This is a genomic window from Brevundimonas sp. SPF441, assembly GCF_009661015.1.
Classification (GTDB): domain Bacteria; phylum Pseudomonadota; class Alphaproteobacteria; order Caulobacterales; family Caulobacteraceae; genus Brevundimonas; species Brevundimonas vesicularis.
This window is the reverse complement of the sequence record NZ_WJWX01000007.1, coordinates 29574-55232: the sequence shown is the minus strand read 5'-3', so window position 1 is coordinate 55232 and position 25659 is coordinate 29574. Positions and strand designations below refer to the sequence as shown.

General features: G+C 65.2%; 23 protein-coding genes and 1 pseudogene. 7 read left to right on the top strand and 17 right to left on the bottom strand.

Going from position 1 to position 25659, the window contains the following annotated elements:
- Positions 1-5: 5 nt before the first annotated feature.
- Positions 6-1508, bottom strand: coding sequence for a CoA-acylating methylmalonate-semialdehyde dehydrogenase (locus GGC30_RS06285; RefSeq protein ID WP_153923155.1), 1503 nt, complete (start codon positions 1506-1508; stop codon positions 6-8).
- Between the two features lie 117 nt (positions 1509-1625).
- Between GGC30_RS06285 and GGC30_RS06280 the strand changes: the two genes are divergently transcribed.
- A complete protein-coding gene (locus GGC30_RS06280; RefSeq protein ID WP_153923154.1) occupies positions 1626-2501 on the top strand; it encodes a LysR family transcriptional regulator in 876 nt (291 codons plus the stop codon).
- A 110-nt stretch (positions 2502-2611) separates the two neighbouring features.
- Complete coding sequence (locus GGC30_RS06275; protein WP_153923153.1) at positions 2612-2953, top strand: TonB family protein; 342 nt, start codon at positions 2612-2614, stop codon at positions 2951-2953.
- A 123-nt stretch (positions 2954-3076) separates the two neighbouring features.
- On the opposite strand, the gene GGC30_RS06270 is transcribed toward GGC30_RS06275, so the two are convergent.
- The 6 genes from GGC30_RS06270 to GGC30_RS06245 form a co-directional block, all read right to left on the bottom strand.
- Positions 3077-4384 carry a sorbosone dehydrogenase family protein gene (locus GGC30_RS06270; protein ID WP_153923152.1) on the bottom strand — a complete coding sequence of 436 codons (1308 nt, stop codon included), beginning with the start codon at positions 4382-4384 and terminating at the stop codon, positions 3077-3079.
- Complete coding sequence (locus GGC30_RS06265) at positions 4381-4806, bottom strand: DUF2231 domain-containing protein (RefSeq protein WP_153923151.1); 426 nt, start codon at positions 4804-4806, stop codon at positions 4381-4383. Before GGC30_RS06265 ends, GGC30_RS06270 begins: the two co-directional genes overlap by 4 nt.
- Positions 4807-4908: 102 nt before the next feature.
- Positions 4909-5217, bottom strand: coding sequence for a hypothetical protein (locus GGC30_RS06260; protein ID WP_153923150.1), 309 nt, complete (start codon positions 5215-5217; stop codon positions 4909-4911).
- Positions 5214-7760, bottom strand: coding sequence for a cbb3-type cytochrome c oxidase subunit I (locus GGC30_RS06255; RefSeq protein ID WP_153923149.1), 2547 nt, complete (start codon positions 7758-7760; stop codon positions 5214-5216). The genes GGC30_RS06260 and GGC30_RS06255 overlap by 4 nt, the downstream gene beginning before the upstream one ends.
- Entirely contained in the window at positions 7757-8734 is a 978-nt protein-coding gene (coxB, locus tag GGC30_RS06250) for a cytochrome c oxidase subunit II (protein WP_153923148.1), read from the bottom strand. Before coxB ends, GGC30_RS06255 begins: the two co-directional genes overlap by 4 nt.
- On the bottom strand, positions 8724-9122 hold the full coding sequence (locus GGC30_RS06245) for a cytochrome c family protein (RefSeq protein ID WP_082465125.1): 399 nt from the start codon (positions 9120-9122) through the stop codon (positions 8724-8726). The genes coxB and GGC30_RS06245 overlap by 11 nt, the downstream gene beginning before the upstream one ends.
- Before the next feature lie 226 nt (positions 9123-9348).
- On the opposite strand from GGC30_RS06245, the pseudogene GGC30_RS16495 reads away from it, so the two are divergent.
- A pseudogene (locus tag GGC30_RS16495) lies at positions 9349-9813 on the top strand (cytochrome c); the annotation flags it as partial.
- Between the two features lie 7 nt (positions 9814-9820).
- Here the strand turns inward: GGC30_RS16495 and GGC30_RS16490 are convergent.
- The 5 genes from GGC30_RS16490 to GGC30_RS06215 all read right to left on the bottom strand — a co-directional run bounded on the left by GGC30_RS16490 (position 9821) and on the right by GGC30_RS06215 (position 16042).
- Positions 9821-10540 (bottom strand): cytochrome b, encoded by a 720-nt coding sequence (locus GGC30_RS16490; protein ID WP_153923147.1) that lies wholly within the window; start codon positions 10538-10540, stop codon positions 9821-9823.
- Positions 10537-11256, bottom strand: a complete 720-nt coding sequence (locus GGC30_RS06230) for a cytochrome c oxidase assembly protein (protein WP_194943537.1) — start codon at positions 11254-11256, stop codon at positions 10537-10539. Before GGC30_RS06230 ends, GGC30_RS16490 begins: the two co-directional genes overlap by 4 nt.
- 116 nt (positions 11257-11372) lie before the next feature.
- Complete coding sequence (locus GGC30_RS06225; protein ID WP_153923146.1) at positions 11373-12497, bottom strand: osmoprotectant NAGGN system M42 family peptidase; 1125 nt, start codon at positions 12495-12497, stop codon at positions 11373-11375.
- Positions 12498-12507: 10 nt separating this feature from the next.
- Positions 12508-14277, bottom strand: a complete 1770-nt coding sequence (gene ngg, locus GGC30_RS06220) for an N-acetylglutaminylglutamine synthetase (protein ID WP_153923145.1) — start codon at positions 14275-14277, stop codon at positions 12508-12510.
- On the bottom strand, positions 14267-16042 hold the full coding sequence (locus GGC30_RS06215; RefSeq protein WP_153923144.1) for an N-acetylglutaminylglutamine amidotransferase: 1776 nt from the start codon (positions 16040-16042) through the stop codon (positions 14267-14269). The genes ngg and GGC30_RS06215 overlap by 11 nt, the downstream gene beginning before the upstream one ends.
- 65 nt (positions 16043-16107) lie before the next feature.
- Here GGC30_RS06215 and GGC30_RS06210 point away from each other — a divergent pair, with 65 nt between their 5' ends.
- Positions 16108-16650, top strand: coding sequence for a MarR family winged helix-turn-helix transcriptional regulator (locus GGC30_RS06210; RefSeq protein ID WP_153923143.1), 543 nt, complete (start codon positions 16108-16110; stop codon positions 16648-16650).
- Positions 16651-16811: 161 nt separating this feature from the next.
- Here the strand turns inward: GGC30_RS06210 and GGC30_RS06205 are convergent, their stop codons facing one another.
- The 5 genes from GGC30_RS06205 to GGC30_RS06185 form a co-directional block, all read right to left on the bottom strand.
- Positions 16812-17678 (bottom strand): aldose 1-epimerase, encoded by an 867-nt coding sequence (locus GGC30_RS06205; protein WP_370451903.1) that lies wholly within the window; start codon positions 17676-17678, stop codon positions 16812-16814.
- Positions 17675-18529 (bottom strand): SMP-30/gluconolactonase/LRE family protein, encoded by an 855-nt coding sequence (locus tag GGC30_RS06200; RefSeq protein WP_370451902.1) that lies wholly within the window; start codon positions 18527-18529, stop codon positions 17675-17677. Before GGC30_RS06200 ends, GGC30_RS06205 begins: the two co-directional genes overlap by 4 nt.
- Positions 18530-18664: 135 nt before the next feature.
- Positions 18665-20467, bottom strand: a complete 1803-nt coding sequence (locus GGC30_RS06195; protein WP_153923142.1) for an IlvD/Edd family dehydratase — start codon at positions 20465-20467, stop codon at positions 18665-18667.
- Position 20468: 1 nt separating this feature from the next.
- On the bottom strand, positions 20469-21218 hold the full coding sequence (locus GGC30_RS06190; protein ID WP_153923141.1) for an SDR family NAD(P)-dependent oxidoreductase: 750 nt from the start codon (positions 21216-21218) through the stop codon (positions 20469-20471).
- A gap of 81 nt (positions 21219-21299) precedes the next feature.
- Positions 21300-22073: an IclR family transcriptional regulator gene (locus GGC30_RS06185; RefSeq protein WP_153923140.1), complete on the bottom strand. Its 774-nt coding sequence runs from the start codon at positions 22071-22073 to the stop codon at positions 21300-21302.
- A 187-nt stretch (positions 22074-22260) separates the two neighbouring features.
- Here GGC30_RS06185 and GGC30_RS06180 point away from each other — a divergent pair, with 187 nt between their 5' ends.
- The 3 genes from GGC30_RS06180 to GGC30_RS06170 are packed head-to-tail and all read left to right on the top strand — an operon-like array spanning position 22261 to position 25350.
- Complete coding sequence (locus GGC30_RS06180) at positions 22261-23835, top strand: sodium/sugar symporter (RefSeq protein WP_153923139.1); 1575 nt, start codon at positions 22261-22263, stop codon at positions 23833-23835.
- Between the two features lies 1 nt (position 23836).
- Complete coding sequence (locus tag GGC30_RS06175) at positions 23837-24727, top strand: 2-dehydro-3-deoxygalactonokinase (protein WP_370451901.1); 891 nt, start codon at positions 23837-23839, stop codon at positions 24725-24727.
- Positions 24724-25350 carry a 2-dehydro-3-deoxy-6-phosphogalactonate aldolase gene (locus GGC30_RS06170; protein WP_153923138.1) on the top strand — a complete coding sequence of 209 codons (627 nt, stop codon included), beginning with the start codon at positions 24724-24726 and terminating at the stop codon, positions 25348-25350. The genes GGC30_RS06175 and GGC30_RS06170 overlap by 4 nt, the downstream gene beginning before the upstream one ends.
- Positions 25351-25659 lie beyond the last annotated feature (309 nt).

The window sequence follows — 25659 nt, the reverse complement described above, 5'->3', positions numbered from 1 at the left end:
CGGCCTCAGCGCATCGTTGGAATGACGAACGAGCTGTCCGAATGCTCCAGCGCCGAGTCCGGCCAGCGGGCCGTCACTGTCTTGGTCTTGGTCCAGAAGCGGACGCCCTCCATGCCGTGCTGGTTGATGTCGCCAAAGGCCGAACGCTTCCAGCCGCCAAAGGTATGATAGGCGACCGGAACCGGGATCGGCACATTGATCCCGACCATGCCGACGTTGACGCGGGCGGCGAAGTCGCGCGCCGCGCGGCCGTTCTGGGTGAAGATGGCGACGCCGTTGCCGTACTGATGGTTCGACGGCAGGGCCAGCGCCTCCTCGAACGTCTCGGCGCGCACGATCTGCAGGACGGGGCCGAAGATTTCCTCCTGATAGGACGACATCTCGGGCTTCACATGGTCGAACAGCGACGGGCCGATGAAGTAGCCCTTCTCGTGCCCTTGCAGGCTGAAGTCGCGGCCATCGACGACCAGTTCGGCGCCTTCCTGCACGCCCTTCTCGATCCAGCCCGCGACACGCTCGCGATGCTGAGCCGTGACGACGGGGCCATAGTGGGCGCCCGCATCGGTCGAGACGCCGACCCGCATCGAGGGGATCTCGGCGACCATCCGCTCGCGCAGTTCGTCGGCTGTCTTCTTGCCGACCGGCACCACGACCGGCAGCGCCATGCAGCGTTCGCCCGCCGAGCCATAGGCCGCGCCGGACAGATCCTTGATCACCTGATCCATGTCGGCGTCGGGCAGGACGATGCCGTGGTTCTTGGCGCCGCCCATGGCCTGGACGCGCTTATGGTTGGCGGCGCCCGTCTGATAGACATAGTGGGCGATGTCGGACGAACCGACGAAGCTGACAGCGTGAATCAGCGGATGGGTCAGGATGGCGTCGACCGCTGTCTTGTCGCCGTGCACCACGTTCAGCACGCCATTCGGCGCCCCCGCTTCCAGCATCAGTTCGGCCAGACGCACCGGCACCGACGGATCGCGCTCGGAAGGCTTCAGCACGAAAGTATTGCCCACCGCGATGGCCACGCCGAACATCCACATCGGGATCATGGCCGGGAAGTTGAACGGGGTGATGCCCGCCACCACGCCCAGCGGCTGGCGCATTGAATAGACGTCGATGCCGGGGCCGGCGCCTTGGGTGTATTCGCCTTTCAGCGCGTGCGGGATGCCGCAGGCGAACTCGATCACTTCCAGGCCGCGCTGGATGTCGCCCTTGGAGTCGGCGATGACCTTGCCGTGCTCGCTGGACAGTAGTTCGGCCAGTTCGTCCATCCGCGCCTCGACCAGGCGTTTAAAGTCGAACATCACGCGGGCGCGGCGCTGGGGATTGGTCGAGGCCCAACCGTCAAAGGCGTTCTGCGCCGCCTGGACCGCACGATCGACCTCGCCCGTCGTCGCCAGTTGCACGCGAGCCTGCACATCCCCGGTGTTGGGATTGAACACGTCGCTGAATCGTCCGAACGCGCCGTCGAAAGCCGCACCGTCGATGAAGTGGCGAATGTCGCGCATGGCCTGGGTGTCCCTGTTGGTTCATTTGTTGCGGCTATGGCTATCACCCCTGCGCGCGGCTCGATAATGCAAAGTTGCAGGCGACATTCTGCGTTTTTGCAAGATGACTAGACGGCCATGTACGACTGGGACGATCTTCGCATCTTCATCGCTGCGGCGCGCGCAGGCTCGCTGGGCGGCGCGGCGCAGCGGTTGGGCGTCGACGCCGCCACGGTCGGGCGTCGGGTCGCCCGGCTGGAAAGCGCGCTGAAATCCACCCTGGTTGTCCGCTCGACCACCGGGCTTCAGCTGACCGCCGCCGGCGCCCAGCTGCTCGATATCGGTCTGGAGGCCGAAAGCGCGATGGAGGCCGCCGGCCGCGTGACCCAGCCCGACGCGCCCGCCGGTGTGGTGCGCGTCAGCGCGTCCGAGGGGTTTGGCGTCACGCTGATGGCCCCCGCCCTGCCCGCGTTGCGTCTGGCCCATCCGGGTCTAAGGATCGAACTGGCGGCCACCTCCGGCTTCTTGTCGCCGACGCGCCGAGAGGTCGACATGGCGATCACCTTGGCGGCGCCGCACGCCGCACGCCTGATCGTCGAGCCGCTGACGCCGTATCAGCTGGCCCTCTACGCCGCGCCCGATCACCTTCACCGCAACGGCGTTCCGAAGACCGTCGAAGACCTCAGCCGCTTCGACATCGTCGGCTATATCGACGATCTGATCTATGCACCGGAGTTGCGCTATCTTGACGAGGTCCAGCCGGGTCTCGCGCCCCACGTCGCCTCGTCTTCGATCCGGGCGCAGCGGGAGATCATCGCCGCCGGGGGCGGCGTCGGCGTCCTGCCGTGCTTCCTGGCCGAGGGTCTGGTGCGCGTGCTGCCGTCGATCCTGATCGAGCGTCGCTTCTGGCTGGCCACCCACCGCGACGTCCACGACACCGCGCGTCTGCGCACCGTGCGTTCGTGGCTGAAGACCCTGTGCCAGGAACAACAGTCCAGCTTGAGGCCATTCTGACTTCGGCAGAGAAATCGAAGTGTGGTGCGCCGCACACACCCACGCGTTTTTGAAAGTTCGGGGAACGGAGGTCTTGTTCAAATCTTAATAGAAGACGAACGAGGCCTGCCATGACACTGACCTTCAGCCTGACATTGATGACGGCCCTGCTGGGCGCCCCGACTGGACCGCTGCTCAAAGACGCGGCCCTTTACAATGCGCCTCAACGCGCCATCGAACTGGCCGTCGCGCCGAAGGCAGAGAGCACCGACCGTTTCAGCGTGCGGCTACGTTGCACCGCCTTGGCGTCGGGCCACGTCACCGACTGCGTCGTGCTGGAAGAAAGTCGTCCGGGCATGGGCTTTGGCGAAGCCGCCTTGGCCTTGATGAACGGCGCCGAAGTCACGCCGATCATGGATCGTGGCCGTGCTGTCGAAGCTCCCTTCGAACGCACCATCGACTTCACGCCGTAGGCCACAGCTCAGCCCGATTTGAAAAGTCCCCGGTTGCTCGCAGCCGGGGACTTTTCTTATTCGGCTATGTGTCGAGGACAATAGTGACTTCCCTCGCCCTTGCCGGGCGAGGGAAAAGCCGGCCTATCGCGCAGGCGCGATGCGCCACACCGTGTTCGACAGGTCGTCGGCGACGAACAGCACACGCTTGTTGCCATCGAACGCAACGCCGACGGGACGCCCACGCGCCTTGCCGTCCTTCAGGAAGCCTGTGGCGAAGTCGACGGGCTGACCCGCCGGACGGCCGGCGTTGAAGGGCACCCAGACGACCTTATAGCCGGACGGGTCCTGACGGTTCCAACTGCCGTGCATGCCGATGAAGGCGCCGTTGGCGAACGACCCGCCAAAGCCGCCATTGCGGGCGAAGTCCAACCCCAGGGCGGCGACGTGCGATCCCAAGGCGTAGTCCGGCCGGATGGCCTTGGCGACCATCTCGGGGTTCTGCGGCATCACGCGCGGATCCCGGTTCTGGCCCCAATAGCTGTAGGGCCAGCCGTAGAAGGCCCCGTCACGTACCTGGGTCAGATAGTCCGGGACCAGTTGCGGCCCCAGTTCGTCGCGCTCATTGACGACCGACCACAACAGATTGGTGGTCGGCTCGATGGCCAGGGCCGTTGGATTGCGAATGCCGGTCGCGATGGTGCGCCGCGCGCCGGTCGCCCGGTCGATTTCCCACACCGTAGCGCGCTCGTCTTCGACCGCCATGCCGCGCTCGCCGATATTGGAGTTCGAGCCAGTGCCGACATACAGCTTCGATCCGTCCGCGCTGGCGGTCAGGGACTTGGTCCAGTGGTGGTTAATGCGCGACGGCAGCTCCGTCACCCGCTCGGCGGGCGTGGCGATGCCGGTCTGGCCCGGCTGGAAGGCGAAGCGAACCAGCGCCCCCTGTTCGGCGACATAGAGATAGCCGTCGACATAGGCCAAGCCGTAAGGCGCATCGAGGTTATCTACCAGAACGGTCCGGAGTTCGGGCGTGCCGTCGTTGTTTGCGTCGCGCACCAGGGTGATGCGGTTGCCGCCTTTGATCTTGGTGTTGCCCTGCTTCTTGATGACGCCGGCGATCACATCCTTGGGCCGCATGGCGGGCGCATGGCCGCCGCGCCCCTCGGCGATCAGGACGTCGCCGTTAGGCAGGACCAGCATCTGACGCGGGATTTTGAGATCGGTGGCGAAGGCGCTGATCGTAAAGCCTTGCGGCACGGTCGGCGTCTCGCCGTTCCAGCCTGCCGGCGGGCTGATTTTCATCGGCGGCACCAGCGTCTCATTGACCTTCGGCAAGTCGGGCGTCGCACCGGTCTGATTCAGTTTCGGATCGCTGGCGTTACCGCACGATGCGACTGTCAAGGCCATGGCCAGGGTGGCGACGCTGGCGGCGAGCAGATTCTTGTTCATCGGACGCTCTCCCGCGCGGCATAGGCGGTCCAGCCGGCGACCAAGACCAGGATTGTGCAGAGGATGGACAGGATCAGACCGAAGGCTCCGACGGAGCTCCAAGCGTCCTGGCTGTGTTTAAAGGCGTTCAACAGCCCCAGCACCCAAGCCAGCGCAAGCGCGACCAGATGCACCGTCTTCCGACGTGAACGTCCGTGACGCAGACCGATGACGAAATCAAAGATTGAAAACAGGCCAGCGAGGCCGCCGAACACCAGCGCTCCGGTGATCAGCCAGGCCGAAAAGTTCGTCCACTGGACCTCGGCGGTCTTCAGATAGGCGATGTCGGTGAACAGGGCGAAGGTGAACAGCGCGATCGGGAACGCCAGCAATAGCCAATGCAACGGTCGAACGACCGCATCCTTCAGTCCATGGGTGCTCATGCCAGCCCTCTCCGTAAAGTCTGGCTTGGCTAACCGTCTGAACGGCAAATGGTTCACCGGCTTCACGTATCGGCGCCGCGTCATTTTCGCCCCAAGGGTCGATCAGACCGGTGCGAGAAGCACCAAGGTCTGAAACACGACGCCAATTCCGCCGAGCAGACCACCGGCGACCGCAAGCCGAAGACCAAAGGCGCGAGTCTCGTCCCTGGGCTTCATTCTCAGCCAGACGATGCAGCGCCAGCACAAGGCGGCGATCACCATCAGACAGATCAGGCTGAAGATCAGTCCCGCTCCGTTCCATGCGCCGGCATCACCGCGGGCCACGTCGCTGGCGCTGGACAGCAGATAAAGGCCCAGGAAATGGGCGGCCCAGATCAGGAGGCCGCCCAGCATCAGCAGCCAGAACCTCATGCGCCGACGCCCGGGAACAGGCGGATCAGAAGGGTCGTCGCCGCGCCCTGAACCGCCGTGAAGGCCACGAACAGGGCGACCACTTCGAACGTCGCCGGGGAGCGCGGCGACACCAGGCCGCAAAGCCAGCGCAGCAGGACGAACGGTCCCATCAACAACGAAATGCCGACGAAGGTCCCCTGCCAGGCCAACAGCGCATAGACGGTCGCGCCCTGGCTAGAGGCGTCGGGGCGCAGGCCCGAGTTCCACCAAGCCGAGGCCTCGGCCGCAAAGGCGCCGCCTGCCGCCAAGGCGGCGACCAGCATCAGGACGGCGGCGATGCCGGCGCTACGCGGCCGGTCCAGCTTCAGCGCGCCTTGCGACGCCCAGGCGCCGAGTCCGGCGGCCGCCAGCAGGCCCAGGGTCAAGGGCAGGGAGCCGATCTCGGGCGGCGCCTGCCACAGGTCCGGCCGCCGGCTCCACAGGAAGACGTAAGAGAAGCAGGCCATGATCGCGACCATGCCCGACACGATCAGGGTGATGACCATCGCCCACCAGCCGTGACTGCTGGGGCCGGACACATAGGTCGGCAGGCGCACGCCGCCGCCGACGTCAACCGTCGCGGGACCGCTGGGCCGATCCAGTCCCCAGCACCATTTGAGGATGCAGTAGACGGCCAGCACGCCGCTGACCAAGGAGGCGACATAGGCCTGGATCGTCAGGATCAAAAAGAAGCCGGCGGTGAAGATTGCGCCCCAGACATACCAACTGGACGGCCGGGGCATCCGCTGGAGATATTGAGGCTCGGCGTTGATCGGGCTGGTGATCATGGTCTCGCGCTCGCCGCGCGGGGCGCCGGGCAGGAAGTAGCGGCCGGCCTCGACATCGCGCGCCAGGTTCGGCTGGTCCCACACCGGATACAGGCTCTTGATCACCGGGACGGACCGCAGCGAGTATCGACCGGCGGGCAGCCACTCCAGCCCCGGCCCGCCAAAGACATTGCCCGCGTCCTTCTCTCCGAAGGGCCGGAAGTTGCGGATCATGTCGATCATCCACAGCACCACCGCCAGGCCGAACATGAAGGAGCCGACGGTCGAGATCATATTGGGCAGGTCCCAGCCCCGATCCGGCAGATAGGTATAGACCCGGCGCGGCATGCCCATCAGCCCGGTCAGATGCATGGGCATGAAGGTGACGTTGTGGCCGACGAACATCAGCCAAAAGATCCACTTACCCCACCGTTCGTTGAGCGGCCGGCTGCTGGACATCGGCGTCCAGTAGTAGATGGCGGCGAACAGCGGGAAGACCATCCCGCCGATCAGGACGTAATGCAGGTGCGCGACGATGAAATAGCTGTCGTGGGCCTGCCAGTCGAACGGCACCATGGCGACCATCACGCCGGTCAGCCCGCCCATGACGAAGATCACCAGCCCCCCGACCGCAAACAGGCCCGGCGTGTTGAACCGCATCTTGCCCGCCGCCAGTGTGGCGATCCAGGCGAAGACCTGCACCCCTGCCGGTACGCTGACGGCCATGGAGGCGGCGCTGAAATAGTTGATCGAGATCTGCGGCATGCCCGTGGTGAACATGTGGTGCGCCCAGACGCCGAAGCTGATGAAGCCGGTCGCCAGCATGGCCAGGACCACCAGCCGATAGCCGACAAGCTTGGTCTGGGCGACGGCCGGGATCAGGGTCGACATCGCCCCCGCCGCCGGCAGGAAGATGATGTAGACCTCGGGGTGGCCGAAGAACCAGAACAGGTGTTGCCACAGCATGGGGTCGCCGCCCTTAGCCGCATCGAAGAAGGGCCAGCCCAGCGCGCGTTCCAGCTCCAGCAGCAGGGTCGAAAGAATGATCGACGGAAAGGCGATGATGATCATGCAGGCGAAGATCAGCATGGCCCAGGCGAAGATCGGCAGCTTGTCCAACGTCATGCCCGGCGCGCGCGTCTTCAGCACCCCGACGATGATCTCGATGGCGCCGGCGATGGCCGAAATCTCGATGAAGCCGATGCCCAGGAGCCAGAAGTCGGCGTTGATGCCCGGCGAGTAAGTCGTCGACGTCAGCGGTGGATACATGAACCAGCCGCCATTCGGCGCCAGACCGAAGAACAGCGAGGCGAAGAAGCACAGCCCCCCGACCAGATAGGCCCAGAAGGCGTAGGCGCTCAGCCTCGGGAACGGCAGGTCGCGCGCCCCCAGCATCTGCGGCAGCAACAGTACGCCCAGCGCCTCGACCGCGGGCACCGCGAACAGGAACATCATCACCGTGCCGTGCATGGTGAATATCTGGTTGTAGGTCTCCTGCGCCAGGAAACCCGTCATCGGCAGGGCCAGTTGGGTCCGCATCAACAGCGCCAGCACGCCTGCCAGCACAAAGAACAGCATGGCCGCGCCGACGTAATAGACGCCGATGTAGTTGTTGTTGATCGCCGTGATCCACTCCCACGGCCGCCGCGGGCCGCACCAGACCTCGTCGAGCTGCTCCAGCTCGCCCTCGGGCCGGGCTTCGGTGGTGGGGAAGCGTTTGTAGAGTTCGGGATCGAACCCGGTTTCCGGACTCATTTCAGGCTTTCCAGATAGGCGGCGACGGCGCGCACGTCCTGGCCCGACAGGACGGCATAGGACGGCATCCGGTTGCCGGGCTTCAGGCTCTGGCTGTCCGAAATCCAGCCGGCCATCGTCCCCTGATTGTTAGGCAGGATGCCGGCTCCCAGCGTCTGGCGCGAGCCGACGTGGGTCAGGTCCGGTCCCGCCAGACCGTTCGCCTCGGTCCCGCGAATAGTGTGACAGGCGGCGCAGCCCGAGGCGGCGAAGACGTTGCGCCCCTGGTCGATCAAGGCGAGCGGCCCCTGGGCCGAGGGCACGACGGCGGCCGGCCGCGACTGACGCGCCAACCAGGCGACATAATCGTTCGGCGCATGGGCCACGACCACCAGCCCCATCAGGGCGTGAGGACCGCCGCAATATTCGGCGCATTGGCCGCCGTAGGTCCCAGGTGCGTCGGCTTGCAGGCGCATGAAGTTGCGGCGGCCGGGGATCATGTCGGTCTTTCCGCCCAGGCGCGGCACCCAGAAGCTGTGGATCACGTCAGCGCTTTCCAGCTCGAACACGACAGGCTGGCCGGCCGGGATGTGGACCTCGTTGGCGTCCTGCACGATCTCGCGCCCCTGACCATCCAGATAGGCGACGCGCCACCACCACATTTCGCCGGTGACGCGCACCCGCATTTCGCCGGGCTTGGGCGCATCGGCCACCCGCGCCGTGGTGGTCAGCCCATAGACCAGCAGCCCGGTCAGAACGACCACCGGGAAGACCAGTCCCGCAATCCAGATCAGGCGTTCGCCGCCGACCCGCCGCTTCCACTTGCGCGGCCCGAACAGGGCGATGCCGAGCGCCACCGCCACCACGACCATGACCACCGCCGCCATGACAAATAGCACCCAGGCGACGGTCTGGATCGGTCCAGCGAACGGTCCCGCCGGATCCAGCACGGGCGGCGGCCAGCCGGCGATTCCGGGAGGGGCGTCAGTCTTCATCGAGCGTGTACAGATAGGCCGCGACGTCGCGGGCTTGGTCTTGCGTCAGGGGCATGGGCGGCATGGCGGTTCCGGGGTCCATCGACGGCGCGTCGATCAGCCAGCGGATCAGGACATCGGGCTGGTTCGGCAAGCGTCCGGCGATCAGGGGGCGCGCGCCGAACCCCGCTAGGTTCGAGCCGGACCGGCCCTCGGGCCAGGCGACGCCGGGTATCCGGTGACAGGCCGCGCAACCGACTTCCTTGATCACCGCCAGTCCGGCGGCCGCATCGGCCTGAACCACCGGCCGGGGCAGGTCGGACTTGTCCACGCAGGCGCACAGGGCGAGCGCCAGCGCGCAGGCCGCCGCCCGTCGTCCCATCGCTTCGCCCGTCGTCCGAAAACCCATCCGCCCCCCAAAGCTTCGCCAGAGCAATCCTCTTGTCGGAAGGAGGTTCCCGACTGCGACATGGAGCCTCGGCGCATCGCCCCAAGGAACCTTCGCCATAAGCAGGTGTTGCAACGCCGTGCGCGCCTCCCTTTCCGTCCTTGTTCTGCTGACCGGCCTCGCCGCCTGCGACTCCACGCCTGGCCAGACGGATCGCACCTTCACGGCGAATGGTCAGGTTATCGCCATGAGCGGCGGCGCCGGCGGGGCGGCCAACGCCTGCTTCACCTGTCACGGCCTGGACGGCGGCGGGGACGGGGTCGCCGCCCCGCGCCTGGCGGGTTTGGACGCCGGCTATCTGCAGAAGCAGTTGGAAGACTATGCATCGGGCCTTCGTCCCGACGACGCCATGACCCGCATCGCCGAGGCCTTGGACCAGCAGGGCCGACGCGAGGTCGCCGCCTACTACGCCGCCCTGCCCGCGCCGCCGACGCAAACGCCCGCGTCGATGGCGCCTGCGCCCGCCATCTATCTGAACGGCGACCCTTCGCGCGGCATCGTCGCCTGCGCCTCATGTCACGGCGACCGGGGTCAAGGCTCGGGCCAAGGCGGCAACCCGCAGATCGCCGGTCAGCCCGCAGCCTATACGCTGGAACAGATCGACCGCTGGAAAGCAGGCAAACGCCGCAACGACCCGCGCGGCGTCATGGCCGCCGCCGTCAAATCGCTTTCGGACCCAGAAGCCCGCGCCATAGCGTCCTGGCTGTCGACGCAACCCGCTTCTCCAGCGCGCGCCAGCGCCGCTGCCACCGGGTCCGCTTCGGTCGAAGCAGCGGCACGACCGGCAGCATCGCGTGAAACACGTCGTCCCTATCGATCAGATGGTGCTTGAGCGCTGCGCCGGCGTGGATCGGGATCATCAGCAGCAGCGTGATGACCAGTCCCCAGTGCATCCATTCCGCCGCCGCCTCGATCGCCCATAGCTGGGTGTTCGACAGATCCTGCAGCGGCAGCAGCGGCCATTTGATGAAGCCCAACGTCTCCAGCTGACGCGTCCGATCCGTCGCCGAAACCATGGCCCAGCCCGACAGCGGCAGGCCGAACAGGCAGATGTAGAAGACATAGTGGGTCACATGGGCGGCCATGCTCTCCCAACCCGGCTTGTCCGCATCATTGATCAGGTCGGGCGCCAGCAGTCGCCATGACAGTCGGCCGATCACCAGGATCAGCATCAGCACGCCGATCGCAAAATGCAGGTGGTAGGCGGCCATCATGGCCCCGCCCACCGGCTGCCGCCCCATCCACCAGCCCCAGCCGAGCTGGAAGATCACCAGCCCCGCCATCACCCAATGAAAGCCGATGCCGACTGGCGAATAGCGGCCCTCGTCATGGTGACCCGCCGCCCATTCCAGCAGCTGCCTGAACAGTCTTTCGATCATGCCGGATGCGCCTCGGCGTCAGGGCCGATCATCCGCCCCAGCCGCCACAGGGCGGCGAACAGATACAGCGCCGCCGCCGGCGCCCACATGATCAGCCCGGCCGCCTGCTGATCCTCCAGCGGCGTCAGGCCCCAGGCCAGGGTCGAATAGGCATGGGGGGCGTAAACCGCCTGCCCCGCAAAGGTCAGCACCGCCCCAAGCAGCCCCATCGCCAGCATGGCCGCCAACAGGGCGATGACCGCCGCCGGCGCAGACGCCGACCGCGCCGCGCACCAGAACCAAACGGCGCTCGCCAGCAGACTGATCTGCATCACCCAATAGACCGCATCGCTCGACAGGGCGGCGCCATAAGCATCAGGCGCATGCCAAGCCCAGAACACCACCGCCTGCACCGCCGTCGCCAGAATCAGCGACCCATATCGTCTCATAGGCAGGGCCGCCGCCAGCAAGGGCGCGGCAACGCCGACCAACAGCACATGATGCACCGTCCGCGACGAGAACAGCGCCGAGCTAAGGGCGCACAGCGGGGAGACAAATCCAACGGCCAATACCGCGACGGCCGCCAGACCATAGCCGCGCCGCTGCCCTTCCAGCCGCCAAAGGACTACCCCCGTCGCTGCAGCCAGAACAACAAGCAGCATCGGATCCAGGTTCCAGCGCCACTCGCCCAAATCCGGCGCAGGTCCGCAGTAGGGCCGCCACATCCCAACTGACATCGTCGTCGGATCTTGCACCGCTAGTCCCCCCTTCTCAAGCTCAGCCTCCACAGCGGATGACAGTGCGTGCGGTTCCGAGCTTAAAGGTCTGGTGTGCCCAACGGCGATACGGTTCCCTATCCGTGCTCTTCATCCACAGGCTGGTGCGTGAAGCCCATTGCCCCGCTCAGCGATTTAGCGTCACGGCTGATTTCGACGTCGCTTTCGGCATAGGCGATCAGCAGGCGCGACAGGTCTTCAAGCGCGCTTTCGTGGATGCGTTCATAGCCGTGGCTGGCGTCAATGCCAAAGGTGACCAGGGCGGTCCGGATGTCGGCGCCGGCTTCCAAGGCCGAGGCCGAGTCCGAGCGATAGTATCGGAAGACGTCCTTCTGGTGCGGGATGTCGTGGTCGCGGGCCAGTTGAACCAGTTTGCGTGACAGGTGCCAGTCGAAGGGGCCTGTCTGGTCGGCCATGGCGATGGTGACGCCGAACTCCGAAGAGTTCTGACCAGGTGCGGTCGTGCCATTGTCGACCGTCACCATGGCGGCAACATCCGGAATCAGCACCGACGAGGCTCCCAGCCCGACCTCCTCGGCGATCGTGAACAGCCACCAGGTATCGACCGTCGGTTTGCGATCTTCGCGGATCATGCATTCCAGCGCAGCCAAAAGGGTGGCGACGCCCGCCTTGTCGTCCAGATGGCGCGAGACGACGAAGCCGGTATCGATGAACTCGGGCTGCGGGTCGATGGCGACGATGTCGCCGACATCCACGCCCAAGGCCAAGGTGTCTTCACGACCGTGGGTCACGGCGTCGATGCGCAGCTCGACCTGGGCCCAGTTTACCGGCTGGGTGTCCACCTCTTCGTTGAAGGTATGGCCGGACGCCTTCAACGGCAGGATGGTGCCACGATAGGCGCCGCCTTCGGAGAAGATCGTGGCCCGCGCGCCCTCGGCGAATCGCGACGACCAGTGACCGATCGCGACCAGTTCCAGCCGGCCGTTCGCCTTTACGTGTTTGACCTGGGCGCCCAGGGTGTCGACGTGGGCGACGATGGCGCGCGCCGGTTTTGGCGTACGGCCCGGCAGGCGGGCGCGAAGGGCGCCGCGGCGGGTCATTTCATAGTCGAGGCCCAGTCTCTGGAGTTCTCGGCACAAGAGCCAGACGGCCTCGTCCGTATAGCCGGTCGGGCTGGGCGTGTTCAGCAGGTCGGCCAGGCGGGCCTTCAGGTAGTCGAGGTCTATCGCGGGGCGGGCCAAGGGGCCTCCTTCAGGCTTCGGGTCGCGAAAATGTCCGCGCAGCGGCCGGTGCGGACAGTGGAAAGAGCAGATCCACGAAACGCTCGGCAGTCGGTTGGGGTTCGTGGTTGGCCAGGCCGGGTCGCTCATTGGCTTCGATGAAGGCGTAGTCGGGTTCGCGCGGCGACTTCACCATCAGGTCGATGCCGGTGACCGGAATGTCGATGGCGCGCGCGGCGGCGACGGCGGCGCGGATCAGGGCGGGATGCACCTCTTCCGTCACATCATGGATGGTGCCGCCCAGATGCAGGTTAGCCGCCTTGCGCACCAAGATCTCGGCCCCTTCCGCCGCCACGTCGTCGAGACGATAGCCGGCCTCGGCCAGGGTGCGTTCGGTCTCGGCGTCGATCGGGATGGTGGATTCCCCACCGGTGGCGGCGGCACGACGACGGCTTTGGTGTTCGACGAGGGCGCGCAAGGTCGAGCGGCCGTCGCCGAAGACGCGCGGCGGACGACGCAGGGCGCAGGCGACGACCTTGTAGTCGATCACCACCAGCCGAAGGTCCTCGCCCTGAACCTGTTCCTCGACCAGAACCTCGGAACAGATGCGGCGTGCCCGAACCAGAGCCGTCTGGACCTCGCTCATCGTCGTCAGGCCGACCGCGACGCCTTGCCCCTGTTCGCCGCGCGCCGGTTTGACGACCAGGGCGCCGAACTTGCTCAGCGCTGCATCGATGGCCGACGGGCTTTCGGGATCGATCCTCTCGGGAACGCGAACGCCGGCCGCCTCGACGATGCGTCGCGTCATCCGCTTGTCGTCGCAGATGCTGAGCGCGACGGCCGAGGTCAACTCCGACAGACTTTCGCGACACCGGACCGAGCGGCCGCCCCAGTTCAGGCGAAACAGCCCGCCCTCACCGTCGATGATCTCGGTATGGATGCCGCGCCGACGCGCCTCGTCGACGATGATCCGGGCATAGGGGTTCAGGTCGTGGTCGTCGGTCGGGCCGACGAACAAAGCCTCGTTTATCGGGTTCTTACGTTTGACCCCGAAGAAGGAGACGCGACGCAAACCCAGCTTTTCGTACAGGGCGATGGCCTGGTCGTTGTCGTGCATGACCGACAGGTCCATGTGCGCCAGACCTTGGGTTTTGAAGTGTTCGGCCAGGCGCCGAACCAGGGCCTCGCCGACGCCCGGCTGGGTCGCCTGGGGATCGACCGCCAAGCACCATAGCGAAGAGCCACATTCCGGATCCTGAAAGGCGCGGGCGTGGTTGACGCCCGTCACGGTGCCGATCACAGCCCCCATCACGGTGTCCTCGGCGACGAAATAGGTCAGGGTCCGGTCGTCCCGATGCGACCAGAAGAAGTCAGGCGGAACCGGCACCATCTTGCGCTTGGCGTAGATGTCGTTGACCGCCTGGGCGTCCATCTCCGACGTCAGGCGACGCACGGTGAAGCCTCGGGGCTGGCGTCGGCTGGTGCGATAGGTCGCCAGTTCCAGCCGATAGGTGTGCGACGGATCCAGGAACAATTCCTGCGGCGCCGAGGCGAGCAGGACGTGCGGATTGCGAACATAGAAGGCGATGTCGCGCCGGTCCGGCCCTTCGGCGCGCAGGGCCTCGACCAACGGCTCGGCCGTCTCGAAGGTCTGGGCGAACAGCAGTCGGCCCCAGCCGCAATCCAGCACGGCATCGGGGGTCGGTCCGTCCCCGGACTGCACCGGGGGCTTCAGGCCCTCGTGCCGCAGACGTTTCAACCGATGCGCCTTTGATCGCTCGGAGCGGATATCAGACGCCATGCTGCTGCATCCACATTTCCAGCACTGCGACCTGCCAGAGTTCGGAGCCGCGAAGGGGTGTGATGTGCTCGGTGGGATTGGCGAACAGGGTGTCCAGATAGCCCCGGTCGAACAGGCCGCGATCGCGCGCCGCCTGATTGGTCAGGGCCTCGCGCACCATCTCCAGATACGGACCCTGGATGTATTTCAGCGCGGGCACGGGGAAATAGCCCTTCTTGCGATCAATGACCTCGGAGGGGATCACCAGACGCGCCGCTTCTTTCAGCACGCCCTTGCCGCCTTGCGCCAGCTTGTGCTCGGGCGGGATGCGGCCCGCCAGTTCGACCAGTTCGTGATCCAGGAAGGGCACGCGCGCCTCCAGACCCCAGGCCATGGTCATGTTGTCGACCCGCTTCACCGGGTCGTCGACCAGCATCACCTGGCTGTCCAGACGCAGGGCTTGGTCGACCGGCGTCGCTGCGCGGCCTTGCGCGAAATGAGCCTCGACCAGGGCGCGGCTGACGTCGGTGTCGGCCATATAGGCGCCGTTCAGCTGGGTCTTCAGCGTGGTATGGCTGCGGTCGAAGAAGGCCTTGGCGTAGGTTTCGACCGGATCGGTCGCGCCCAGCATCGGCGGATACCAGTGATAACCGGCGAACACCTCGTCGGCGCCCTGGCCGGACTGCACCACCTTGATATGTTTCGAGACTTCCTGGCTCAGCAGGTAGAAGCCGACATTGTCGTAAGAGACCATCGGTTCCGACATGGCGCCGATAGTGCCCGGCAGGGCCTCCATCAGCCGCTGGTGAGGCACGAAGATCTGGTGATGCTTGGTGCCGTAATGTTTGGCGATCAGGTCGGAATAGACGAACTCGTCGCCCTTCTCGCCATTGGCCTCTTCGAAACCGACGGAGAAGGTCATCAGGTCCTTCTGACCCAGTTCGGCCAGCAGACCGACGATCAGGCTGGAGTCCACTCCACCCGACAGCAGCACGCCTACCGGCACGTCGGCGACCATGCGGCGCTTCACGGCTTCGCGCAGACTGTCCAGGACCCGATCGCGCCAATCTTCGGCCGTCAGGGCCGCGTCCTCAGCATGGCGGGTCATGTCGGGCTGCCAGTAGAGGCGGTCCTTGGCCTTCCCATCCGCCTCGATCACGCGGATGGTAGCCGGCGGGAACTTCTTGACGCCCTTCAGGATCGTGTGCGGCGGCGGCACGACCGCATGGAAGGTCATGTAGTGGTGCAGGCCGACGGGATCGATGGTCTTGTCCACGTCGCCCGCCGCCAGCAGGGCCGGCAAGGTCGAGGCGAATCGCAGACGCTTGCCCTGTTCGGTCAGATACAGCGGCTTGATGCCGAAACGATCCCGGGCGATCACGGTGCGGCCGGTGTCGCGCTCATGCAGCACAAAGGCGAACATGCCCTTGAATCGCTCGACGCAGGCTTCGCCCCACGCCTTCCAGGCCTTGATGATGACCTCGGTGTCGCCGTGCGAGAAGAAGCGGAACCCCATCCCCTGCAGCTCTTCGCGCAGTTCGGGATAGTTGTAGATGCAGCCGTTGAACGCCAGGGTCACGCCCAGGTCAGGGTCCACCATCGGCTGCTGAGCTTTCTCACTCAGGTCGATGATCTTCAAACGGCGGTGACCCAGCCCCACCGAGCCGCGCATAACAATGCCGGAGCCATCCGGTCCACGGGGCGAGAGCGCATCGGTCATGCGTTGAACGGCGCCGGCATCGGCCGGTCGTCCGTCGAAATTGATCTCGCCGCTAAGACCGCACATGGGTCCTCCTTGAATTGTGGAAGCAGCGGGTACAAATGGTTAGGACACGAAAGAGTTCAACCCGAATGGCGGATATTTCCCCTGAGCCAGGCCCTGAAGCGGCAGTTGACGCCACCGCATCTCTTGTCCGGTCAGTCCGTCGCGTCGCCCAGGCGATCGATGTTCGGTCTCGAGAAATTTCACGTCTGACCGGGCTGACGCTGCCGCAGCTCCTCGTGCTGCAATCCATCCGCGCATTGGGTGAAGTCAGCACCAGCGCGATATCGCGGGACGTTTCCATGTCGGCGCCGACCGTCGTCGCCGTGCTGGACAAGCTCGAAGCCAAGGGCATGGCCGCCCGCTATCGCTCCACCGTGGATCGCCGCGTCGTCCATGTGCGTTTGACCGACGCGGGGCGGCAGGCATTGCAGACGTCCCCGGGCCTGCTCGGCGACGGCTTTCTCGCCGCCTTGGCTGAACTTCCACACAGCGAACGACTGGCGATGGCTGAAGCTGTCGAACGCCTTGCAGTTTTGATGCAGCCTCGCTCGCGCTTTACGGAGATCCCGCGAGAGCTCCCTGACATCGGCATGCCGTCACCTGCCTTTCCGCCAACTCGGAGAGATTAGCTCAGGGCCGGCATTGACCAAAGCGAGCGCTTACTTACTCGGCCGGTCTTCCACCTGTGTAGGCGCGATATGGCCGCTCTGGAGGCTGCGACCGCTTAAATCGACCTCGCTTTTCACAAATGCGACTTGCAGCGGCGTAACCCTTCAGGTGCCGCACCCCGTTAACCCAGTGGCACGGCACCGATCCTAATGCTGAGCGAGTGGGTTTCGCTCGGTTTTAGGCCAACCAGACCATCACCCTCGCCGAGCGGAGCGTGGCGAGCGTCAGGGCGATGAGTGACGGGTTCGACGCAATAGAAGTCAGCGTTGACAGGCATGTAGACCTGGCTCCAGCGCGCGGCCGCGTCGGCGGTCAAGGTAACGCGGCGACCGCCGCCGTTCAGGAACGCCTCTCCGCTCCAGCCAGAGTAGGCGTGATCTACGAAGGGGGCGTCGGCGAGATCTACGCCGTTCGACCAGTCCACAACCTCGGCGGCCGGGGCCAGTCGTTCCGGAATTTGACGGGCGTCGGTGATCCAGACCCTGTCGGCAGGAAGAGTGAGCCGGCTGTCTGGATGTCGGCGGAAATAGGGGTGCAGCCCTAGGCCTGCCGGCATGGTGTACTCGCCCGTGTTCGTGACGGACAAGCCGATCTGCAGTCCTTCGCTGGACAGGGATACGCTTTGCCGCGCGAACCAGGGCCACGGCCAACCCTCGAGCTCGCCAGGCCAGTCTAACGTCATTGCGACTGAATCGGCGGATTGGCTTTCGACCGTCCAAGACCGCAGCCATCCTTCGCCATGGATCGCATGGGGCGCGAACCGATCAAGCACTGGCAGCTGAACCGAGCGCCCTTCGAAGACGAAGCGACCGTCGGCGATCCGATTGGCGTAGGGAACCAGCGGGAAACAGGCCGTCTCTAAAATGTCGGTGGTCCCGTCTGGTGTGGGGCGGAACACCGGCTGACCGCGCCAGTCTAGGCTCAGAACAGACCCACCCAGCTCTGGTTCCACGGTCGCGCGCCAGTCGCCGGCCCTCAAAGCGATCACAGCTTGATCCGGTTCTGCGGCAGACCCGGCGTCTCGACGCGCACACGATAAAGCCCCCCCAGCGTCGGTTGCTCAGCCCGCTTGTCGGCGTTCCCCAGCCATGCCGTGGTCATATAGAGATCGCGCAGGTCCGAGCCGCCGAAGGCCGCCTTGGTCACCGTCTGGACCGGCACGTCGATCTTGCCGATCCGCGTGCCATCCGGGGCGAAGCGGGCGACGCCCCAACCGTTGAACAGGCCGACATGCAGCACGCCGGCCGCATCCATGCTGGGACCGTCGGCGTAGCCGTCCTCGGTCACGGCGAAGACGCGCTTGTTCGACAGCAGGCCGTCCGCATGGTCGAAGGCCAAGACCGTCTTTTTCAGCGTATCGTGGTGATATAGGGTGCGGCCATCCGGACTAAGGCAGGGTCCGTTGGTGACGCCATAGTTGTCATCGTGCCGAGTCAGCTCTCCCCGAAACCAGCGATAGAGCGCGCCGGTCTCGACCTGTTCGCTGTCGTCCATCGAACCGAACCACAGCGAGCCGTCAGGCGCGACAAAGCCGTCGTTCAGACGGTTCTGAGGCCGGTCCTCCTCGACTGGATGGAAGCGCGAGAAGTCGCCCTCCTCCGGGTCGAAGCGATACAGACCGCCCCGCACGCCGCAGATCAGTGAGCCGTCCTCGGCAGGCAGGGCGAAACCGGTCTGATCGGGCGTTTCCCATGACCGTTTCTCGCCAATCGCGGGAGTGTAGCGGTGCAGCTTTCGTCCCTTGATATCGACGAACCACACCGCGCTGCGCGCGGCGTCCCAGACAGGGCCTTCGCCCAGTTCCGCCTGCACATCCCAGATCAGTTGAATTTCGCTCACGAATCAGCTCGCCGAATAGGTTGTTTTGGATGAGAGTATAGGACTCCGCCACTAAGCTTATGGCGACCCACGAGGCCTTCATCGCCGCCAATCCAAAGCCGCCGCCGCTCAGCTAGGCCGGCGGCGGCGGGTTGTTCAGTGATTGTCGCGAGGCAGGCCGATCGTATCGACGATGCGATGGTATTTGACGGCGGGCTCCAGCACGGCGCCGGTTTCCAGTTGGCCGACCACGTCGCGCTGCATCTCCTGCCACGGGGTCTGGGAGGCCGGGTATTTGTAGCCGCCCGCCGCCTCGAACGCCTGGCGACGCTCGGACAGTTCCTCGTCGGAGATGAGGATGTCGGCCCGGCCGGTGTTCAGGTCGATGCGGACCCGGTCGCCGGTCCTCAGGAGGGCGATGTTTCCGCCCGCCGCCGCTTCTGGCGAGGCGTTCAGGATCGAGGGCGAGCCGGAGGTGCCGGACTGACGCCCGTCGCCGATGCAGGCCAGGGCGCTGACGCCCTTCTTGATCAGGTAGGACGGCGGCCGCATGTTCACGACCTCGGCCGCGCCCGGATAGCCGATGGGGCCGGCGCCGCGCATGAACAGCAGGGTCTGTTCGGTGATGCCCAGGCTCTCGTCGTCGATACGGTGGTGATAATCCTCGGGCCCGTCGAACACGACGGCCGGACCCTCGAAGGCGTTCAGATCGTCGGGGTTGGACAGATAGCGTTCGCGGAACTCGTCCGAGATCACGCTCAGCTTCATGATGGCCGAGTTGAACAGATTGCCGGTGAAGACGACGAAGCCGGCGTCGGTCTTCATCGGGGCGTCGAAGCTCTTGATGACGTCGGGCAGGACGATCTCGGCGCCCTTGCAGTTCTCGCCGATGGACTTGCCAGTGACGGTCAGGGCGTCCTCGTTGATCAGCCCCTGTTTCATCAGTTCGGACACGACGGCGGGCACGCCGCCGGCATGGAAATAGTCCTCGCCCAGATATTCGCCAGCGGGCTGGAGGTTGACCAGTAGCGGCACATGGAGGCCCTCCGTCTGCCAGTCCTGCAACGGCACATCGACATGGGCGTGGCGGGCCAGCGCCGTCAGGTGGATCGGGGCGTTCGTCGAACCGCCGATGGCCGAGTTGACAATGATGGCGTTGTGGAAGGCTTCCTTGGTCAAGATGTCCGACGGCTTCAGGTCCTCACGCACCATCTCCACGATGCGCAGGCCGGTCTGATAGGCGACCTGGGCGCGTTCGCGATAGGGTGCGGGAATGGCGGCCGAGCCGGGCAGCGACATGCCCAGCGCCTCGGCCAGAGAGTTCATCGTCGTCGCCGTCCCCATCGTATTGCAATAGCCCACCGACGGGGCGGACGACGCCACCAGTTCGATGAAGCCGTCATAGTCGATCTCTCCAGCCGCCATCATTTGGCGAGCCTTCCAGATGATGGTGCCCGAACCGGTGCGTTCGCCCTTGTGCCAGCCGTTCAACATCGGGCCGACCGACAGGGCGATCGCGGGGATGTCCACGGTGGCGGCGGCCATCAGGCAGGCGGGCGTGGTCTTGTCGCAACCGATGGTCAGGACGACGCCATCCAGCGGATAGCCGTAGAGGCTTTCGACCAGACCCAGATAGGCCAGGTTGCGGTCCAGACCGGCTGTCGGGCGCTTGCCGGTTTCCTGGATCGGATGGACGGGGAACTCCATGGCGATGCCGCCCGCCTCTCGGATGCCTTCGCGGACGCGCTCGGCCAGGACCAGGTGGTGGCGATTGCAGGGCGACAGGTCCGAGCCGGTCTGGGCGATGCCGATGATCGGCTTGTTCGACTGAAGCTCTTTGCGCGTCAGGCCGTAGTTCAGATAGCGCTCGAGATAGAGGGCCGTCATGTCCGGGTTTTCCGGATTATCGAACCAGGCGCGGCTGCGGAGCGGCTTTGCGATCTTGGAAATGTCGGTCATTTCAGGTCCAGCCGCCATCGACGACATAGTGTTGATTGGTGATCGCCCCGGCCTCGTCCGAACACATGAAGACGACGACGCGGGCGATGTCGTCCGGCACGAGCCGGCGCTTGAGGCACTGGTTGGCGTAGATGTCTTTTTCGGTCTCCGGCGTGACCCAGAGCTCCAGCTGGCGCTCGGTCATGATCCAGCCGGGGGCGACGGCGTTCACCCGCACGCCGAACTCGCCGAAATCGCGGGCCAGCGAACGGGTCAGTCCGAGCACCGCCGACTTGCAGGCCGTATAGGCGGCCATGCCCCCCTGGCCGATGACCCAAGAGGTCGAGCCCAGATTGACGATCGCACCCTTGCCCGTCGCTTTCATGTCCGGCAGCACGGCTTGGGCGGCGAAAAACTGGTGCTTCAGGTTCACCGCTATCCGGCCATCCCAATACTCTTCGGTCACCTCCAACGTGGCGTGGCGTTCGTCATGGGCGGCGTTGTTGACCAGAATGTCGATGGGGCCAAAGGCGTTGCGCACTGTGGCGATTGCGGCCTTCACTGCCGAAACGTCTGTCAGGTCACAGGCGACGAACAGCGCGTCTTGCCCCAGCTCCGATTGCAACTTGGTCCCACGTTCGGCGTCGATATCCAGAAAGCCAACTTTGGCGTTTTGGGCATGAAAGGCGCGGACGATGCTCTCGCCGATGCCGCCGGCGCCGCCGGTGACGATGGCAATCTTGCCCTTCAGATCGGAATAGATGGCGGCCATAGACGACGCTTTCTCGATGGACGACCGTCCGGGCGGCCATCAGGTCTTTTCACAAATGAAAGTCATTGCCGTCAACAAAAATCAGGCTTGGGAGACGGCGCTCATTTGATCCGAAATCGCCGCCGCGGTTTGAACCAGCAACGCCGCAGCCTCCTCCTTGCTTCTCGAGGACGCCGTCTGCTCGATAAAGGGGGTGATCAGGGTGGCGATAATGCCGTCGGACCCCATGATCGGCGCCACCAGGTCCGTAACCCCCTTCACGAAATCGCTGGCGCGCTCGACGTGATCGCCTTGCGTCATCGCCACCGCGCGGTGGGCGAAATCATCGACTTCTGAGGCTCCAAACTGCGCGGCGAGGACGGCGTGCAGTTGCATCCGCGCTCGCTCGTTGGCGCGCGAATAGAACATCAGACCGGATGTGGCGTGCAGGATGCTGCGCCGATAGCCGATCCGGACCGAATAGCCGAGGTCGCCGGGGCTCTCGATGCGGGCGATGACCACGATCTGGTCGCCGGACGGCACGACAAGGTGACAAGATTGCAGCGTGTTCGACGCGAGGTCTCGCATCGCCGGCATCGCCACATCGACCAGTGACTTTATCGGAGCCTGGGTCATGCCCAAGGTGAACAGCCGATTGGTCAGACGATAGCCTTCGGAGGACTGTTCGATATAGCCGCGAAACTCCAATACCTGGATCATGCGAAACAGTTCGCTGACCGAGCGCCCGAGGGTCACAGACATCTGAGACGGCGTCATCGCCTCGCCTTGGGACGATAGCAGTTCCAGCACGTCCAGACCCTTTTCCAGAGCCGGAGCGCGGTACTTGCGGTCGTCGGCGGCGTCTTGGTCGGTCATGAAGGTCCTCTGATGAACGCCCCAAATAAGGGTGGCGCGCAGCACGGTGAAGCAATCGATGGCAATCACGTTACATTACTGCGGGTGAAATCTCTACGCACATATAAAAACACATTGCGACAGTCTGACGCCTCGACTAGGGTTTGGTCCAAGCTCGGCTAAGGAGCTGCGTTGGGGGAAGTGCACCATGTCGCTCGCAGGCATCGATCTGGCGATTCTGGCGATCTACGCCATCTTCATCTTCGGCTTGGCCCAGTGGGTGTCACGCAGCAAGGCGGGCGAGCAGAAGACATCCACAGACTATTTCATGGCGTCCAAGAGCCTGCCTTGGTGGGCGATTGGCGCCTCTTTGATCGCGGCCAATATCTCGGCCGAACAGATCATCGGGATGAGCGGCTCGGGCTATGTGATCGGCCTGGGCATCGCGTCGTATGAATGGATGGCGGCGCTAACCCTTCTGATCGTGGGCAAGTTCTTCCTGCCGATCTTCCTGCGCAACGAGATCGTGACGATGCCGCAGTTCCTGCAGCAGCGGTACGGGCCGACGATCCGCAATGTGATGGCCGTCTTCTGGCTGCTGCTCTACGTCTTCGTGAACGTGACCTCGATCCTGTGGCTGGGCGCCATCGCGGTGCACACCGTCACCGGCTTCAACCAGGACTACGCCATCGTCGCCATCGGTGTCTTCGCCCTGGCCTATCAGCTGTGGGGCGGGTTGAAGGCCGTGGCCCTGACAGACATCGTCCAAGTGGCCCTGCTGGTCTGCGGCGGCCTGATCATAGGCTTCATCGCCCTGTCGACGATCGGCGGCGCGGGCGGCGCGGCGGCGGGCTTCCATAACCTTATCACCCAGTTCCCGGACAAGTTCGACATGATCCTGTCCAAGGACAACCCCCACTATCAGGAGCTACCGGGCATCGCCGTCCTGCTGGGCGGCCTATGGGTCATGAACATCAGCTACTGGGGCTTCAACCAGTACATCATTCAGCGCGCCTTGGCGGCCAAGTCGCTGCCGGAAGCGCAGAAGGGCATCGCCTTCGCCGCCTATCTGAAACTGCTGATGCCGGTGATCGTGGTGCTGCCGGGCATGGCGGCGCTGATCCTGGCTCCCAATCTGTCGGCGCCGGACCAGGCCTATCCGACGATGATGAACCTGCTGCCAGTCGGTCTGAAGGGCCTGGTCTTCGCCGCCCTGATCGCCGCCATCATCGCCTCGCTAGCCTCCAAGGTGAACTCGATCTCGACCATCTTCACCCTGGATCTCTACGCCAAGATCAAGAAGGACACGCCCGAACATCAGTTGGTCACGGTCGGCCGCATCGCCGCCGTCGCCGCCGTGGTCATCGGCATCCTGACCGCCCGTCCTCTGCTGGGCGGCTTCGATCAGGCGTTCCAGTTCATCCAGGAATTCACCGGCTTCTTCACTCCCGGCATCGTGGTCATCTTCATGCTGGGCCTGTTCTGGAAGCGGGCCTCCGAAGCCGGCGCCCTGACCGCCGCCATCGGCTCCGTCGTCCTGTCGGCCATCTTCTGGTGGTTGCAGGAGACGGGTCAGTTCATCTTCCCCTTCATGAACCGGGTCGGCGTCGTCTTCGTCGTCTCGCTGATCGCAGCGGTGATCGTGTCCCTGCTGGTCCCGGCCAAGCCCGACGCCATGAAGATCAAGCTGGACAAGATCAGCTACAAGACCTCGCTGGGCTTCAACCTGGCGGCGGTCGGCGTGATCGCCTTCCTGATCCTGGTCTATACGATCTGGTGGTGAGGTGAGTTCAGCGACCGAACTGATCGGGGTCGATTGGGGCACCAGCAATCTCCGCGTCATGCGGATCGCCCAGGGTGGCGCGGTGCTGGACAGCCGTTCCGACCCGCGCGGCGCCGGCGGCCTTGCGCCGAACGAGTTCCACGGCGTGCTGACCGAGGTCGCGGGCGACTGGCTGGACGACCGCCTGCCCGTCCTGATCAGCGGCATGGCCGGGGCGCGGGGCCGGTGGCGTGAAATGGCCTATCTGCCCTGCCCCGCCGGCGTCGCCGACCTGGCGAGAGGCGTGGCCAGTCCCGAAGACGCGCCCCACGTCTCCATCGTGCCCGGGGTCGCCGTGTCCGAGGACGGCCGCCTTCAGGACGTGATCCGCGGCGAGGAGACCCAGGTCTTCGGTTTGTATGCGCCCGATGACGCCGTCGTCGTCGGCCCCGGCACCCACAGCAAATGGATCCGCACCGCTGGCGGCCGGGTCACGGATTTCCGCACCTTCATGACCGGCGAACTGTTCGCCGCCATCCGCAAGGGCACAATCCTTGGCGCCGGCATGAGTGATCCCGGCGTGGACGACGACGCCTTCGCCGCTGGTGTCCAGCGATCCCTGCGCGATCCCGCCGTCACCGCCGCCCTGTTCTCTGTGCGGGTCGAGGGTCTGGCCGGACGCCTTTCGCCGGCGTCCTCGGCGGACTATCTGTCGGGCCTGCTGATCGGGGCCGAGGTCGCGGCCCAGGCCGATGCGAGCCACCGCCCCGTCATCCTGATCGGTGCCGAGGCCCTGAGCCGCCGCTATGCCGCCGCCCTGGCGCAGGGCGGCTTTAACGACGTCCGCATCGCGGACGGCGCCGCCGCCACGGCCAAAGGCCTGTGGCGTATTCACGAGGCCGCATCCCGATGATCCCAGTTTCAATCGAAAGCCTGGACGCCCTGCCGCTGATCGCCATCCTGCGCGGCCTGAAGCCGGACGAGGCGGTCGAGGTCGGCGAGGCCATCGTCGCCGCCGGTTTCCGATGCCTGGAAGTGCCGCTGAACTCGCCCGAACCGCTGGCAAGCATCCGCCGTCTGCGTCAGGCGCTGGACAGCCGCGCCCTGGTCGGCGCCGGCACGGTGCTGAGCGTCGCGGCTACGCGAGAGGTGGCGGAGGCCGGCGGTCAGCTGATCATCTCGCCCAACACCAACGTCGATGTGATCGCCGAGACCAAGACCTTGGGCCTACTGTCTCTGCCCGGCTTCTTCACCCCGTCCGAAGCCTTCGCCGCCCTGGATGCCGGCGCCGACGCGCTGAAACTCTTCCCCGCAGAGGTCGCCGGCCCCAAAGGCCTTAAAGCCATCCGCGCCGTCCTGCCCGCCGCCACCCGGATCTACCCCGTCGGCGGCGTCGATCCCGACAGCATGGCCGCCTGGCGCTCAGCCGGCGCCTCCGGCTTCGGCGTCGGCTCGGCCGTTTTCAAGCCAGGGCAGACGCCGGAACAGGTCGGGCGTCAAGCCGCCGATTTCGCGGCCCGGTGGTACGGTTCCTAGACGGGGCCCGTAGCCGTCGCCGCCGGCCTGACGAAACTCGTTCCCCAAAGTGAGTTTAGACTAGTCGTCGCGTTTGGCTTCACCCAACATAAATGCCTTGATGAGCAATAGTCTCGGAGAAGGCAGTCCTCGTCAGCGGCAGTTTCCGCCGCGACCGATCTTGGCGTCGAATCTATCAACTTCCGAACGACGCGGTTTTGACCGAACATCTCCATGCCTACGATGCCGCGTGCCTCAGTGATGGCGGTGGTTGGCAAGCCGAGCATGCTGACATTCACCCTGTCAAAAAAGGCCGCCCTGAACTGATCG